The organism is Citromicrobium bathyomarinum, assembly GCF_038594605.1.
In the GTDB taxonomy this organism is placed as follows: Bacteria; Pseudomonadota; Alphaproteobacteria; order Sphingomonadales; family Sphingomonadaceae; genus Alteriqipengyuania; species Alteriqipengyuania bathyomarina_B.
Map to the genome: position 1 here is coordinate 467,822 of NZ_JBCFZM010000002.1, position 15,645 is coordinate 483,466.

At 64.8% G+C, this 15,645-nt stretch carries 13 protein-coding genes; 8 read left to right on the top strand and 5 right to left on the bottom strand.

Features of this window, described 5'->3' with window-relative positions; genetic code table 11:
* The first annotated feature begins 93 nt into the window (after positions 1-93).
* Complete coding sequence (locus AAG612_RS09335; protein WP_342509540.1) at positions 94-2,466, top strand: DNA translocase FtsK; 2,373 nt, start codon at positions 94-96, stop codon at positions 2,464-2,466.
* 368 nt (positions 2,467-2,834) lie between these two features.
* A complete protein-coding gene (locus AAG612_RS09340) occupies positions 2,835-3,263 on the top strand; it encodes a DUF983 domain-containing protein (RefSeq protein WP_342509542.1) in 429 nt (142 codons plus the stop codon).
* Positions 3,264-3,272: 9 nt separating this feature from the next.
* On the opposite strand, the gene AAG612_RS09345 is transcribed toward AAG612_RS09340, so the two are convergent.
* Entirely contained in the window at positions 3,273-4,085 is an 813-nt protein-coding gene (locus tag AAG612_RS09345) for a hypothetical protein (protein ID WP_342509544.1), read from the bottom strand.
* Positions 4,086-4,213: 128 nt separating this feature from the next.
* Positions 4,214-5,314 (bottom strand): substrate-binding domain-containing protein, encoded by a 1,101-nt coding sequence (locus tag AAG612_RS09350; protein ID WP_342509546.1) that lies wholly within the window; start codon positions 5,312-5,314, stop codon positions 4,214-4,216.
* 185 nt (positions 5,315-5,499) lie between these two features.
* Between AAG612_RS09350 and ald the strand changes: the two genes are divergently transcribed.
* From ald to AAG612_RS09375, 5 genes are all read left to right on the top strand, one after another.
* Positions 5,500-6,615, top strand: a complete 1,116-nt coding sequence (gene ald / locus AAG612_RS09355; RefSeq protein WP_342509548.1) for an alanine dehydrogenase — start codon at positions 5,500-5,502, stop codon at positions 6,613-6,615.
* Positions 6,616-6,690: 75 nt separating this feature from the next.
* Positions 6,691-8,370 carry a sensor domain-containing diguanylate cyclase gene (locus AAG612_RS09360; RefSeq protein ID WP_342509550.1) on the top strand — a complete coding sequence of 560 codons (1,680 nt, stop codon included), beginning with the start codon at positions 6,691-6,693 and terminating at the stop codon, positions 8,368-8,370.
* A 131-nt stretch (positions 8,371-8,501) separates the two neighbouring features.
* Positions 8,502-9,485 carry an oxidoreductase gene (locus AAG612_RS09365; protein ID WP_342509552.1) on the top strand — a complete coding sequence of 328 codons (984 nt, stop codon included), beginning with the start codon at positions 8,502-8,504 and terminating at the stop codon, positions 9,483-9,485.
* A 53-nt stretch (positions 9,486-9,538) separates the two neighbouring features.
* The gene (locus AAG612_RS09370) at positions 9,539-9,952 is read left to right on the top strand and encodes a hypothetical protein (RefSeq protein WP_342509554.1); all 414 of its coding nucleotides are present in this window, start codon (positions 9,539-9,541) and stop codon (positions 9,950-9,952) included.
* Positions 9,953-10,065: 113 nt separating this feature from the next.
* A complete protein-coding gene (locus AAG612_RS09375) occupies positions 10,066-10,365 on the top strand; it encodes a GIY-YIG nuclease family protein (RefSeq protein WP_342509556.1) in 300 nt (99 codons plus the stop codon).
* A 27-nt stretch (positions 10,366-10,392) separates the two neighbouring features.
* On the opposite strand, the gene AAG612_RS09380 is transcribed toward AAG612_RS09375, so the two are convergent.
* The 3 genes from AAG612_RS09380 to AAG612_RS09390 are packed head-to-tail and all read right to left on the bottom strand — an operon-like array spanning position 10,393 to position 13,621.
* The gene (locus AAG612_RS09380) at positions 10,393-10,812 is read right to left on the bottom strand and encodes an acyl-CoA thioesterase (RefSeq protein WP_425341852.1); all 420 of its coding nucleotides are present in this window, start codon (positions 10,810-10,812) and stop codon (positions 10,393-10,395) included.
* 8 nt (positions 10,813-10,820) lie between these two features.
* Complete coding sequence (locus tag AAG612_RS09385) at positions 10,821-11,465, bottom strand: HAD family hydrolase (RefSeq protein WP_342509560.1); 645 nt, start codon at positions 11,463-11,465, stop codon at positions 10,821-10,823.
* Positions 11,462-13,621, bottom strand: coding sequence for a S9 family peptidase (locus tag AAG612_RS09390; RefSeq protein WP_342509562.1), 2,160 nt, complete (start codon positions 13,619-13,621; stop codon positions 11,462-11,464). The genes AAG612_RS09385 and AAG612_RS09390 overlap by 4 nt, the downstream gene beginning before the upstream one ends.
* 112 nt (positions 13,622-13,733) lie before the next feature.
* Between AAG612_RS09390 and AAG612_RS09395 the strand changes: the two genes are divergently transcribed.
* Positions 13,734-15,578: an aminopeptidase P family protein gene (locus AAG612_RS09395; RefSeq protein WP_342509564.1), complete on the top strand. Its 1,845-nt coding sequence runs from the start codon at positions 13,734-13,736 to the stop codon at positions 15,576-15,578.
* The last annotated feature ends 67 nt before the right edge of the window (positions 15,579-15,645 follow it).

Here is a 15,645-nt window from a genome sequence, read left to right on the forward strand (position 1 = left end):
GAAGCCGGGAAGCCATTTTCCTTGACGGGGGACTCCCCGAGGATTCATGATGCGTTCCGACCCCCAATCGCGAAGGCCCCCGGAAGGCACATCATGGCAAGCAAGGCACTCGTCACGACCGAGCAGCTCGACTGGCGCGAAGCGCTGCGCGCCTCGATCGCGCGCGCCGTGCAGATGGCGGGCGCGCTGATCCTGTTCGGGGCGATGGTGTTCCTTGCGCTTGCGCTCATCAGCTACACGCAGACCGATCCCAGCCCCTCGACCGCGGCCGCGCTCGACGGGCCGGTCGCCAACTGGATGGGCCGCGCGGGCGCTTGGGCGTCGGAGCGCGCACTGTTCCTGTTCGGCTGGATCAGCGTGCTGGTGCTGCCGCTGCTCTATATCGGGGCGCGCAGCCTCTGGCGCGCCGGGAACGAGGATACCGATCGGTCCACGCACACGCGCTGGTGGCGGCCCGCGGCCATGCTGTTGGCGTCGATGGCCTTGCTGGCGAGCGTTGCTGCACTCTCGCTCTCCGATGTGGCGATGGCGCTGCCCGCCGGTGCGGGCGGGCTTGTTGGCCTGCTCGGCGCGAGCGCGGTCGAGGCGATTGCCGGGCGGATTCTGGGCGAGGCGGCTGGCTGGCTGATCCTCGTCGTCGCGCTCGCCATGCTGGCGGGCGGCGCGCTGATGGTGGCGCGGGTCTTCGCGATCGACTGGCGCGGGCTGCTGACGCTGCCGAGCATGCCGCGGCAGTTCAAGCGCGAGCGGGCCGATGCCGGCGTGCCCGAAACGAAGTCCGGCGGCACGAAAAAGCGCACCAGAGCCAAGCCGGTCGTGCAGCAGCCCGACAACGACGTCGACGAGCCCGCGACCGAACCCGCCCGCCGCGCGCCGCAGATCGTCGACCCCAAGGTCGCGCCCCGCAAGGCGGACGGCCACGCGATCAACCGCCAAAAGGACATGTTCGCCGATTTCGACCTGCCCTCGATCGAACTTCTGTCCGACCGTGCCGATGCCAGCATCGTGCCCCTCGACCGGCAGGCGCTGGAGCGCAATGCGCGGCTGCTCGAATCGGTGCTCGACGATTTCAACGTGAAGGGCGAAGTCACCGCCGTGCGCACCGGTCCGGTGGTGACGATGTACGAGCTGGAGCCTGCACCCGGCACCAAGGCCGCGCGCGTGGTCGGCCTGTCCGAAGACATCGCCCGCAACATGAGCGCGATTTCCGCGCGCGTCAGCACGATCCCGGGCAAGACGGTGATGGGGATCGAACTGCCCAATGCCGAACGCCAGATGGTCGGCTTCAAGGAGCTTGCCGAGTGCCGCGACTTCGTCGACGCGCCGGGCGACCTGCCCATCATCCTGGGCAAGGATATCGCGGGCGAGCCCGTAATCGCCGACCTTGCCGCCATGCCCCACCTGCTGGTCGCGGGCACCACCGGGTCGGGCAAGTCGGTCGGCCTCAACACCATCCTCCTTTCGTTGCTCTACCGCTTCACGCCCGCCGAGTGCCGGCTGATCCTGGTCGATCCCAAGGTGCTCGAACTGAAGAGTTACGAGGATATTCCGCACCTCCTCTCCCCCGTCGTGACCGAGCCGGAGAAGACGATCCGCGCCTTGAAGTGGACGATCGAGGAGATGGAGCAGCGCTACCGCAAGATGAGCGAGGTCGGCGCGCGCAACCTCACCGGCTTCAACGACCGCGTGCGCGCGGCCAAGGCCAAGGGCGAACCGCTCGGCCGCCGCATCCAGACCGGCTACGATCCCGAAACCGGCGAGGAGATCGTCGAGGAGAAGGAGCTCGATTACGAAGAGCTGCCGCTGATCGTGGTGATCGTCGACGAGCTGGCGGACCTGATGGCGGTGGTGGGCAAGGATATCGAGATCCTGATCCGCCGCCTCACGCAGAAAAGCCGCGCGGCGGGCATCCACCTGATCATGGCCACCCAGCGCCCCTCGGTCGACGTCATCACCGGCGTCATCAAGGCCAACCTGCCCACGCGGATCAGCTTCAAGGTCACCAGCCGGATCGACAGCCGCACGATCCTGGGCGAGCAGGGCGCGGAAACGCTGCTGGGCAAGGGCGACATGCTGTTCAAGCCCAACATCGGCAATCTCACACGCGTCCACGGGCCCTTCGTCAGCGACGAGGAAGTGGAGCTGGTGGCCGAACACTGGCGCAAGCAGGGCTCCCCCGCCTATGTCGATGCCGTGACCGAGGAGCCCGAGAGCGGTGGCGGCTTCGCTTTCGAGGACGAATTCACCGCGAGCGACAACCCGGACGAGCGCAAGTACCGCCAGGCCTGCCAGGTCGTGTTCGAGAACCAGAAGGCATCCGGTTCGTGGCTCCAGCGCCAGATGGGCGTGGGCTACAACACCGCTGCCAAGTGGATCGAGCGGATGGAAAGCGAAGGCCTCGTCGGCCCCGCCAACCACGTGGGCCGCCGCGACGTCTACCGCGACAAGGACGGCAACCCGCTCTGATTCGCACGAGGCAAGCCGGATGGCGCGGGCTGTCCTGACACACCTGACACAGTGTCCTAGGCGCAGAAAAGCTCCGGCCTGCCCGGCGCGGTTTTCCAGACCGATCGACGCTGTGAAAGAGCGCCCTCAACGCTAGCGCCGGGGCGGCCTGTAGGACAGCCGAGGCAGGCGATCCACGCCCCGGCAACGCGCAAACCGACAGCTCCGCGCCCGGCATTGCAACATCGCGGCCAGAGGCACATGTGAATGGCGCAAGTCGCGTGCGCTTCATCGCAATTGCCGCGTCCGCGCAAAAGGTCCACGGCGCGCGGGAACAGCATGCGTTGCTTTAACAGGACGATGATCGGGCCAGGCCCGAAAGGCGAGAGATGAAAATCAACGAACATGCAGCGTGGGTCTTCAAGTCCGGGTGGAAAGGGCTTTGCCCCCGCTGCGGCAAGGGAGCCATGTTCAAGTCCTGGCTGAAGGTCAGCGATCGGTGCGAGGTGTGCGGGCTGGATTACCGCTTCGCCTCCCCCGACGATGGCCCCGCCTTCTTCTCGCTGTGCTTCGTCGCGTTCCCGCTGCTGTTCCTGATGGTCTGGCTACAGGTCGCGCTCGAGCCGCCGTTCTGGGTGCTGCTGGCGATCGCGGTGCCGGTGATGTGCATCGGCTGCCTGCTGCCGCTGCGCCCGATCAAGGGCTGGCTGGTCGCCTCGCAATACGTCAACCGGTCGGTCGAAGCGGGGACCGAGAAGCTGTGGGCGGACATGCACGCGCGCGAGGACGAGAAGAAGCGCAGCGAAGGCAGCGAGTAACTGCTGCGGCTACAACCGGGCGCCCACCGGCGCTCCGCCGAACCAGCGCTTCAGGCCGGCCGATCTCAGGCCGATCACCATGCCGACAAGCACCAGAACGGCGGCTACGCCCGCTGCTATGGCGACCAACTCTGCTTGCTGGCCACCGGCGGCGTAAATGGCCGACAGGGCCCACAGGAAAACCAGCGCATAGAACGGATTGCCGCGCCCCCGGGCGAGCGCGACCGAGGCGATGACGCCGCCTGTCAGCACCACGATTGCCGATATCAGCGGAGCGGCCTCTCCTGCCTGCACTCCATGGAAGATCAGCGAGGCCACGATATTGACGATGGTCGCGGCAGTCAGCCACGCGGCCAGCGCGCTCAATGGCAGGACGGCCAGCCATCGTTCCCCGGCCGAGAACATCGGCTGCCAGCTTGCGAATCTCCGGTAGATCGTAACGAGGCAGAGGAGGGTGAAGACGATGATAAGCGCCGATATCGCGGACAGGCCGTAAAACTGGGTGTAGAGCGCCCAGGCGGCGTTGCCGAGAAACGCCCCTGCTGCGGGCAGTCGCACATGGGCCAGCAGCCTGCTCGACCGTTGCGCGGGCAGCGCCTGGTAGATCGCGAACGCGATCGTACCCGCAAACAGCGGCCCCCAGATCGAGAAAGCCCAGCCCGCCGGAGTGACGAGGCTTCGCACCGCGTCCGACCGGGAGCCGATCGGATCGCCGATGCCCAGTGCCGGAAGCGACGTGGTGACGATCTGCAGAAGAGCCGCGATAATGACGGCGAAAACGACCGCAAAGCTTGCGCCGGTCCGATTCTTGCTGAGTTCCATGATGTGTGAACCTCCCCGATCCCATTCGGTTTCGTCGCAACCGCCCCGGCCTCAGCCCGAACGAAAAAAGCCGCCACGCTCATGTCCGAGCGGGCGGCCTTTTCGGCAACTTCGGTCTGCGAAGCGCCTTACTCTGCGGGTTCGGCAGCCGCCGCTTTGGCTTCGGCGCGCTCTGCTTCGAGGTCGGTATCGCTTTCAAGCTGCGCGGCGGTCAGCGCCGGGTGCGACTTGATCCGGTCGGTCATGGTTTCCATCGTTCCCGCGGGCAGCGCGACGAGGCCGATCTTGGCCAGCGGCCCGCCCCGCTCCCACATGTCCATCCACTCGTCGAGATAGGCCTGCAGTCCGGGGATGGCCTTGAGATGCGCCTGCTTGACGTAGATGTAGAGCGGGCGCGCGCCGGGGTACTTGAAGCTCGCGATGTTATCATAGGTCGGGTCGACGCCGTTCATGGGCAGGCCCTGAACGCGGCCCTCGTTCTCTTCCAGATAGGAATAGCCGAAAATGCCGACGGCGTTCTTGTTGCCCTGGATCTTCTGGACGATCAGATTGTCCTGTTCGCCCTGATCGACATATTTGCCGTCCGAGCGGACTTCGGTGCAGGTACGCTCGAACGCATCCTCGTCGCTTTCCTTCAGCGCTTCCATCCGGGCATCGGTTTCGCAGCCCGGCGTCAGCACCAGTTCCTTCAGCGCATCGCGCGTGCCGCTGGTCGAGGGCGGGCCGTAGACGAGGATCGGCGTATCGGGCAGCGAGGGATCGACATCGGACCATGTCTCGGCCGTCTGTTCCTCGCCATAGGGATTGGCGGCGAGCGCCTTGTAAACGATTTCCGGGGTCAGGCTCATCATGATGCCGCCGGTGGTGCTGGCGAAGGCGATGCCATCGAGGCCGACCTGAATTTCGGTAATCTCGGTCACGCCGTTGCTCTGGCAGGTTTCGAACTCGCTTGCCTTCATCCGGCGCGAGGCGTTGACCATGTCGGGCGTGTCCGCGCCCACGCCCTTGCAGAACAGCGCGATGCCGCCACCCGAGCCGGTCGATTCGATCAGCGGAGAGCGCATGTCGGAATTGGACCGGGCGAAGCTTTCCGCCACCAGCTTGGCAAAGGGATAGACGGTGGACGACCCGACCGCGCGGATCGACTCGCGCGAACCGCCGCCGCTGTCGCAGCCGGTAAGCATCAGACCGGCAGCCGCCGTCATTGCCAGAACATGGGTGAACTTCATCTCTCGCCAACTCCTGTGAAAACCGGGGACGCCCCGTCGCGCGCCGTATAACCACGGTGCTGTGACACTTGTATGACCGGCATGCGACGGAAATTGCCGTTACGGCGGCCTCCGCATGGTCTTGCCGTGGGTCGTCCGCCCACCTAACGAGCGCGGCGAAACGAGTAAAAGGCATTTCGAACTCCATGCGCATCGGTTGTCCCAAGGAAATCAAGAACCACGAATACCGCGTCGGCCTGACGCCCGAGAGCGCGGGCGAGCTCGCGCGCCACGGCCACGAGGTCTGGATTCAGAGCGGGGCGGGGCTGGGGATCGACGCAACCGATGCCGAGTACGAGGCGGCCGGCGCAAAAATCGTCGACGGGCCGGACCCGATCTTCGCCGAATGCGAAATGGTCGTAAAGGTGAAGGAGCCGCAGGCGGACGAGCGCAAGAAGCTGCGCGAGGGCCAGATCCTCTACACCTATCTGCACCTTGCTCCGGACCGCGATCAGACCGTCGACCTCGTCAACGCCGGCGTTACCGCGATCGCCTATGAAACCGTGACCGGGCCGCGCGGCTCGCTTCCGCTGCTCAAGCCGATGAGCCAGGTGGCCGGGCGGATGAGCGTGCAGGCCGGTGCCAATGCGCTGGAAAAGGCGCATGGCGGGCGCGGCGTGCTGCTGGGCGGCGTGCCGGGCGTGATGCCGGGCAAGGTCGTGGTCATCGGCGGCGGCGTGGTCGGCTTCAACGCCGCGCAGATGGCGGCCGGCGTGGGCGCGGATGTCACCATCCTCGACCGCGATCCCGAAGTGCTCGAACGGGTCGGCACCCATTTCGAAACCCGCGCCAAGACGCGCTTCTCCAACGCGGCGAACCTGCACGATGCGGTGTGCCAGGCGGATCTGGTCATCGGCGCGGTGCTGATCCCCGGTGCAGCCGCGCCCAAGCTGGTCACGCGCGAGATGCTGTCCGACATGCAGAAGGGCGCGGTGCTGGTCGATGTCGCGATCGACCAGGGTGGCTGTTTCGAAACGAGCAAGGCAACCACGCACGACAACCCGACCTACGTGATCGACGGCATCGTGCATTATTGCGTCGCCAACATGCCCGGCGCGGTCGCGCGCACCAGCACCTATGCGCTCAACAATGTTACCCTGCCCCACGCGCTGCAGATCGCGGACCTCGGCTGGAAAGATGCGATGCGTGCCAACGCGCACCTCGCCGAAGGCCTGAACGTGTGGGATGGCAAGGTGACCTACCAAGCGGTCGCCGACGATCTGGGCTACGAATATGTTCCGGTCGAGAAGGCGCTGGCCTGACGCGAACGGGCAGCCGGGCGATGATCGGGACTTAGCCTTACCGGCTCGTTAACACCTTGGTGCTAGCCGGACAGCATGGGGACGCTGCTGAGCCGGATCGGGATTTTATTCGCGCTGGCATGCGCGTGCCTCGCCGCGCCCGCATCCGCCGCCCAGCTCGATCCCGATTGCATCTTCGCAACCTCGCAAAACCTCTCCGTCGAAAGCGTTCGCGCCGATCCGCGATGGGTCTGCGACGAAGTGAAGGCCTTGGGAGCGCCGCGTTTCAACTGGCTCCGCTTCGAGGATACTAGCGGCGCCGATTTTCGCTATTACGCGATGGAGGCCCGCTGGTTCGACAGCATTACCGTGTACCGGATCGCGAGCGATGGCCGGATCGCAAGCAACACCCTCGTTCCGGACGAGGTCCGCCTCAAGAACCTCAACGACATGATGGTGCCGCTGCCGCAAGTCGGCGATCCGCAAGCCCCGGTGTTCGTCCGGATCGACAATTATGCAAAATTCCGTGACGCACCGAATATTCGCCTGCTCGAGAGTGCCGAGAAACCGGCAGGATTTGTCGACGACCTCGTATTCGCAGCCTTGCTGATGGGTCTTGTCCTCGCCCCCTGCATCCTCGCAGCCATGCTGGCCTTTGCGCTGCGGCAAACCTTCGTGGCATGGTACGCGATGATGTGCGCCGGCATGGCGCTGACGATTGCCATGACCAGCGGTCTCGCGGCCAGCTGGTTTTCCGGGAATCTGGCGGTGTTCCTGGTGTTCGAGCGGTTGGGCTACGTCCTGATCATGTTCGCATCGTGCCAGTTCGCCCGCGACTTCATCGAACGCGACGCGCTGTCGCCCGCGATGCGCCGTGCGTTGCGCTGGAGCGGCATTTTCATTCTCGTCGCGGGCGGATTGAACGCGGGCCTGATCCAAAGCCCGGCTCTGTTCGGCTTCGCCCAGCTTATCGTTCTGACGGCTTTGATCGCCGCATTCGCCCAGGCCGTGCGGCGCGGCAGCCGCTGGGTCCGCTACCAGTTGGTCGGCTGGTCCTTCGCGATGGTGCTGGTGACGGATATGGCGCTGAAAGGCGTCGGCCTCGGGGGATTTCTCCAAACCGATTTCACAATCGTCTACTACGCCATGGTGTGGGAGATCATCGTCGTCGCGGTCGGGGTGACCGACCGAGCGGTGATGTTGCGGTCCGATCGCGACCGGGCTCGCCAGCTGGCGGCCGAGATGGAGAACCTTGCCGAACGCGATCCGCTCACCGGCCTGTTGAACCGGCGCGGCATTGCCAATCAGTACGACAACCTGATGAGGCGCGGCTTCACCACCTTCGCGCTGATCGACCTCGACCATTTCAAGGCGATCAACGACCGGTTCGGCCACCATATCGGGGACGAGGCGCTGATCGCGACCGCCAGTGCACTTGCACCCGACGAAGACACGCTGGCCGTGCGGCTGGGCGGCGAGGAGTTCATGCTGGTGTTGCGCGGAGCCGATGCGACCTTGCGTGCGGAGCGGCGCCGCCGTGCGATCACCACGCGCATCGCGGACATGGTCCCCGAGATGGATCGGCCTGTCACCGCCAGCATGGGCGTGGTCGAGGCATCGGTGGAAGACGCAGCGGGGCTACCCTTCGAAGTGCTCTATCTGCGGGCGGACACCTTGCTCTATCGGGCGAAGAACGAGGGACGGAACCGCTATCTCCACGAAGCGCTGGACTTCGCCGAGCCGCCAGGGGTCGACACCCGGGCCTACGCCGCCTGACCTCGCAAGCGACGCGGCTGCGAGGGCGAGCCGTGCATGGTGGCATCGCGCCGCGTCACCGATTACACTCTCCCACATGCCACCTGCGACGTATCGGTTCTCCGGTACGGCGCCAGCCGGGAGAGATGAGGATGAGCACGCAGCAACCGACCAATTCGGGCTTTGGCCGGACCACCGAACCGCAGGAGGTGCTGGAAGGCATCGACCTGAGCGGCAAGGTCGCAATCGTCACCGGCGGTTACTCTGGCATCGGGGTGGAGACCGTCCGCGGGCTCGCCGGTGCGGGCGCGAAGGTGGTGGTGCCCGCGCGCAATCGCGAGAAGGCGAGGGGCAACCTGGCAGATGTGGCCGGTGACGTGACGATCATTGACATGGACCTCGCCGACCTCGGCTCGGTGCGCAATTTTGCTGCAAACTTTGCTGCGCAGCATGATCGGCTGGACCTGCTGATCAACAATGCCGGAATCATGGCCTGTCCGCTCACCCGCGTAGGGCCCGGTTGGGAACAGCAATTCGGCGTGAACCACCTCGGCCATTTCGCGCTGGCACAGGCGCTGATGCCGCTGCTGGAAAAGACCGCCGCGCTGCCCGACAGCGACGTGCGCGTCGTCGCGCTGTCCTCCACCGCCCACAAGATGGGCGACATCCGGTGGGATGACCCGCACTGGAACGATGGCGAGTACGACAAGTGGCAGGCCTACGGGCAGGCCAAGACCGCCGACGCGCTGTTCGCCGTGGGCATGAACAAACGCTTGGGCGAACACGGCGGGCGCGCGTTCTCAGTCCATCCCGGCGGCATCGCCACGCCGCTGCAGCGCCACTTGCCGAACGAGGAAATGGTCGCGCTGGGCTGGATGAACGAGAATGGCGAATTGACCGAAGAGGCTGCCAAGATGTTCAAGAGCGTTACCCAAGGCGCCTCGACCACCCTATGGGCCGCGACCGCGCCTGCGCTGAAGGACCGCGGCGGCGAGTATTGCGAGGATTGCGACATCGCCGAACTGGCGGATGCGGAAAACCCCAGCCGCTACAACAAGGTCCAACCCTACGCGGTCGACGAAGACAGCGCGCAGCGCCTGTGGGCGATGAGCGAGGAGATGGTGGCGGAGGTTTGAAGGGAATCGGTTCCGCCGATTTTGATCGTTGAGACTTTAGTCGAGGAGAGCACATGTTATCTATTCGTCCTGCAATCCTCCTCAGCCTGACCGTGATCCTTGGCGCGTGTCAGGAGGAATGCGAGCGGGGCGATCTGGGCTGCAACGAGCTTGCCAACAAGTCCGAGTATTCCTTGTTGCAAGCAGAGGAATTCCGACTTCGGGACAAGCCGCATACCCAGCGCTTTCTGATCATACGAAACGCTCTTGATAGTGGCCAGACGGTAATTGGCTTCCCGAAATCCGCATCGGAAAGGGGATATGTTGTCCTGCTGGCCGACTGGGAGGTGCCGTCCAAAGACAAGTCGGTTCCTGACGAGGGTTTTACCGTGTCGGCCGATGCTTTGGTCGCGCTCCAGAAGGAAGTCCGATTGTCTCCTGAAGTTGAACGCTACATCTCCACGATGGCGCACCGCTCCGCAGATTAGCCAAAGATCTCTCTTACTTCTCCCTTGAACGAAGCGCTACTGCCACCTCCTCCTTCTTCCCCTTCCGTCACCCCGGGCTTGACCCGGGGTCCCGCTTCTTCTCCATTCTCCGCATGGATCGCGAGGCATCGGGCGGCTGGGTGTACATCATGGCGGACCGCTATCGTGGCACCATGTACGTCGGCGTAACTGCGGACCTTGCACAACGTATCCATCAGCATCGGACGGGCACCGGATCGGACTTCTGTGCCCAATATGGATCAAAGCAGCTTGTCTGGGCGGAACGGTTCGGCAGCATTGTCGATGCCATCGCCCAGGAAAAGCGGATCAAGCGCTGGCACCGAGACTGGAAGTTTGAGCTGGTCGAGAAGGCCAATCAGGAGTGGGACGACCTGTTCGATTCCCTGATGTAAGATCGAAGGAGATAGCGGGACCCCGGATCAAGTCCGGGGTGACGAGGTGAGGAACGGCGCCGCAATCTCGCTCGTGATCCGCGCCGGGCGCATCGTCTCGCGGTCGAGCATTGCCCAGCGGGTTAGCGCGGAGACGAGCACCTTGCCCTCGCCATCCACGAACTGCACCTCGCGGTCGAAGCGGGCACCGCGCGGCTCGCCCGATACGCGGGTGCGGCCGTGCGCGGTCTCGCCGGACTTGATGTTGCCGCGATAGTCGATCTCGTGGCGGCTCACGACCCAGATGTATGTCTCGCGATGCTCGTCGGGCGCGACAGCGTTCCAGTGCGACACCGCGATGTCCTGAATCCAGCGGACCCATTCCGCGTTGTTCACATGACCGAGCTCGTCGATATGCTCCGCGCCCGCGGTGTAGTCGCGCTCGAAGGCCCAGCTCTCGTCGGACATCTTCTCGCTCACGCCGCCTCCAGCTTGGCATCCGGATCGACGCCGATGGAGCGCAGGTCCGCCTCGGCCTGCGCGGTGGTGGTGAAAACAAAGGCTTCCATCCCCACCGCCTTGGCGCCGTCGACGTTCTTCTGCAGATCGTCGAAGAACACGCATTCCTCCGGCACGAGATCGTAGGTTTCGGTCAGCCAGGTATACATGCGCGGATCGGGTTTGAGCGTGGAGTGATCGGCGGAAACGCACGCACCGTCGAACAAAGGCCAGAAATCGTAACGCCCACGCAGGTAGGCGACGATTTCGTGCACATTGTCGGTGATCGCATAGATGCCATAACCGCTCGCCTTGAGGCGGCGCATCAGCGGGGGCGTTTCCTCGATCAGGTGGAGGCTTTCGAACAGCGCGGAGACCAGCCGGTCGCAGGTTTTCCGGTCGAAGCCGTGGCGTTCGCCGAACATGCGCTGCGTCTCGGTCAGGCTCATCGCGCCGCGGTTCAGGGCGCGGAAGATGTCGCCGCCGAACAGGTCCTTGCTGGTGATCCCGTCAGGCAGGTCCTTGCCGAAGGCGAGCTCGACGATGGCCTCCGGCTCCCACCGGACGATCACGTTGCCGACATCGAAGACGACGTTTCTGATTCTTGCGGGGCGGATGGTCATTCGCTCTCCACCACGCCCAGCTGCGTGAGGATGAAGGCGAATTCCTCCGCCGTCTCGTACAGCGAGGCGAAGCGGCCCGACTTGCCGCCGTGGCCCGCGCCCATGTTGGTCTTGAGCAGCAGCGTGTTGCTATCGGTCTTGGTCGCGCGCAGCTTGGCGACCCACTTGGCGGGCTCCCAGTAAGTCACGCGCGGATCGTTGAGCCCTGCGGTGACCAGCAGCGGCGGGTAATCCTGCGCCACAACCTGATCGTAAGGCGAGTAGCTGAGCATGTAGGCGAAGGCCTGCTTGCTCTCGATCGGGTTGCCCCATTCGGGCCATTCGCCCGGGGTCAGCGGCAGATCCTTGTCGAGCATGGTGTTGAGCACGTCGACGAAGGGCACATCGGCCACGACCGCGCCCCACAGGTCGGGATCGGTATTGACCACCACGCCCATCAGCTCGCCCCCGGCGCTGCCACCGCTGGCGCTGATCCGGCCCTTCTCGGTGTAGCCCGCGTCGATCAGGCCCTTGGCCACATCGACGAAATCCTCGAACGTGTTGGTCCGCTCGTTCAGCTTGCCCTGCAGATACCAGCGGCGGCCCAGATCGTCGCCGCCGCGAATATGCGCGATGGCATAGGCCATGCCGCGATCGACGAGGCTCAGGCGGCTGGTCGAGAAGCCCGGCGGCACGGCGTAACCATAGGCGCCATAGGCATACAGATGCAGCGGCCCGCCCGTCGGGCGGTCCTTCAGCATCACCACGCTGACCGGCACCTGGGTGCCGTCGCGCGCGGTGATCGTCAGCCGCTCGGTCTTGTACTTCGTCGCGTCATACCCGCTCGGGATTTCCTGCTGCTTGAGCAGTTCGAGCGCGCCGGTCTTCACGTCGTAATCATAGACCGATCCGGGCGTGACCATGCTCTGGTAGGACAGGCGCAGCTTGCGCATGTCGTATTCGGGATTGTTGGAAAGCCCGGCGACGAAGCTCGCCTCGGGGAAGGCGATCGGGGTGACATCGCCCGCATCGTCGTAGGCGCGCAGCTGCACCTGATCGAGCCCGGCGAGCCGCCCTTCGGTGACGTAGAAATCCTTGAACAGCTCGAAATCGGTCAGGTAGAAATCGTCCGAGCCTTCGATCAGCGTGGTCCACTCACCCGGATTGGCCAGAGGCGCGGTCGCGAGGCGGAAATTGATGTGATTATCGTTGGTGTGGATGAAGAGCGTGTCCTCCCGCACGTCCACATCGTATTCCACGCCCTTCTGCCGTGCCTTGACCAGCGTCTGCTCGGCGGTGGGATTGGCGGCGGGGACCAGCCAGACTTCGCTCGTCTCGTTGTCGCCGGTGCCGATCACCAGCCAGTCTTCCTGCGCGGAAAGGCCTGCGCCGACGCGAAAACCTTCGTCCTCCTCGCGGAAGATCTCGACATCCTCGGACACGTCGGTGCCGAGCTTGTGAAGGCGGACATTGTCCACCCGCCAGTTCTCGTTCGCCTTGCCGTAGGCGATCATCGTGTCGCCTGCGAGCCAGGTGAGGCCCGACAAGGTCTCGGGGATCACATCGTCCAGCAGCTCGCCGGTTTCCAAGTCCTTCACCCGCGCGGTGAACCGCTCCGACCCGTTGTCGTCCGCCGAGTAGGCGAGATAGCGTCCGTCCTTGCTGACCGAGAACGCACCGAGGCGGAAGTAGTCCTTGCCCTCGGCCAGCTGGTTCTCGTCGAGAAGCAGCTGCGGCTCGCCGCCCGCAACCGGCCTGCGATAATGCAGGCGGTATTCCTTGCCCTCCTCGAATTCGGACCAGTAGAGCCAGTCGCCATCCTTCTGCGGCACCGTGGAATCGTCTTCCTTGATGCGGCCCTTCATCTCTTCGAACAGCGTATCGACCAGCTGCTGGTGCGGAGCCATCTGCGCCTCGAACCACGCATTTTCCTGGTTCAGGTAAGCGAGCACATCCTCGTCATCGACCTTCGGATAGGACTGGTCCTTCAGCCAGTGGTAGGGATCGCTGAGCGTGATGCCGTGGGTGGTGAAGCTGTAATCGCGTCGCTCGGCGACGGGTGGGGAAGTAGGCGCTTGTTCGCTCACGCTGGTATCGGCTCCGCTGGATTGGGCCGCGGCCATTCCCGGCATGGTCAATGCGGTCAATGCGATGGCTGCGGTGAGAAGCTTGCTCATTGTTCGATTCCCCCTCTGCGCGATGCGGCCTGGCTTTGAAAGCCTTGCGTTGCCGGGGTATGACCCCAGATCGTAGGCGATAGCCAGACACAAAAACGACAGGATCGACCAAATGCTGATGCAGACCCATGAAGCCCGCCTTTCCGCCCTGCGCGAGGAGCTGAAGAAGCGCGGGCTCGACGGGTTCTGCGTCCCCATCGCCGATGCGCATATGAGCGAATATGTCGGCGAGGATGCGCAGCGGCTGCGCTGGCTGACCGGTTTTGGCGGCTCGGCAGGCAGCGCGGTGGTTCTCCAGCATAAGGCGGCGATCTTCGTCGACGGGCGCTACACCGTGCAGGTGCGCGACCAGGTGGAAGAACGCCTGTTCGAATATCGCGGCGTGCCGAAGGACAATCCGGCGAACTGGCTCGCCGCGAATGTGAGCGAGGCCGCGCAGGTCGGTTACGACGCTTGGCTTGCGACGCCGGGCTGGGTCCGCTCGACCAGTGCCGCGCTGGAAAAGGTCGGCGCGCAGCTGGTCGCGGTGGACGGCAACCCGATCGACGCGGTGTGGCAGGACCAGCCCGCGCAGAGCGATGCGCCCGCGCGGATTCACGAGGATGAACATGCCGGTCGCAACGCGCAGGAAAAGCGCGCGGCAATCGCCGACTGGCTTTCGGAAGAGAAGCTCGATGGCGTGGTGCTGAGCGCGCTCGATTCGGTCGGCTGGGCGTTCAACATCCGCGGGGCCGACATTGCCCACACCCCGGTCGCCATGGCCTTCGCACTGGTTTCGCAGGATGGCACAGCGCAGCTCTTTATCGACGAGAACAAGGTCTCGCCCGAGATGAAGCAGCATCTGGGCAATGCGGTCACCATCCGCCCGCGCGGCGAGTTCGAGAGCGCGCTGGGCGATATCGGCGACAAGCGAATCGCGCTCGACCCCGAATATGGTGTCGCGGCCATCGCGCAGGCGCTCGAAGCGGGTGGCGCGAAGGTGGTCGAGACGCGCGACCCCACCATCCTGCCGCGCGCGATCAAGAACGAAGCCGAGGTCGACGGCCACCGCGATGCACAGGCGCGCGACGGTGCGGCAGTCTCCCGCTTCCTCGCCTGGATCGAAGCCGAAGCCCCCTCGGGCGAAATCGACGAACTGACCGCAGCGGCCAAGCTGCTCGAATTCCGCAGCGTGGACGGCGGGCTGAAGGATACCTCGTTCGACACCATCTCGGCCGCCGCGGGCCACGCCGCGCTGCCGCACTACAAGGTGGACGAAGACAGCAACATCACGATCCCGCCGGGCAGCATCTTCCTGTGCGATTCGGGCGGCCAGTATATCGGCGATGGCGGCGCGGGCACCACCGACATCACCCGCACCGTGTGGGTCGGCAGTGCCGACGGCAAGGCAGAGCCCACGGCGGAGATGAAGGACCGCTTCACCCGCGTGCTCAAGGGCCATATCTCGATTGCGCAGGCAATCTTCCCCGAAGGGACCACCGGCGGCCAGCTCGACACGCTGGCGCGCATGCACCTGTGGGAAGCGGGCTGCGACTATGCGCACGGCACTGGCCACGGCGTCGGCAGCGCGCTGGGCGTGCATGAGGGCCCGCAGCGGATCGCCAAGACAACCGGTTCGCAGGGCGGCACGATGGAACCGCTCGCCGCGGGCATGATCTGCTCGAACGAGCCCGGCTACTACAAGGCGGGCGAATACGGCATCCGGATCGAGAACCTCGTCCTGATCGAGGAGCGCGAGATTGAGAATGCCGATGAGGGCACGTGGTTCGGGTTCGAGAACCTGACCTGGGTGCCGATCGACGGCACGCTGATCGACATCGACCTGCTGACGCCCGAAGAGCGCGACTGGGTCGATCACTACCACGCCTGCTGCCGCGAAATCCTCAGCGCGCGCGTCGCCGAAACGGGCGACGATCGGGCGGCGAACTGGCTCGAGCGGCACACCCAGCCGCTCTGAAGGCGGCTTGCGAATCGGTATTCGTTCCCGTAATGTTCCAATTCTGAGGGTCGCTACTCGGGAGACG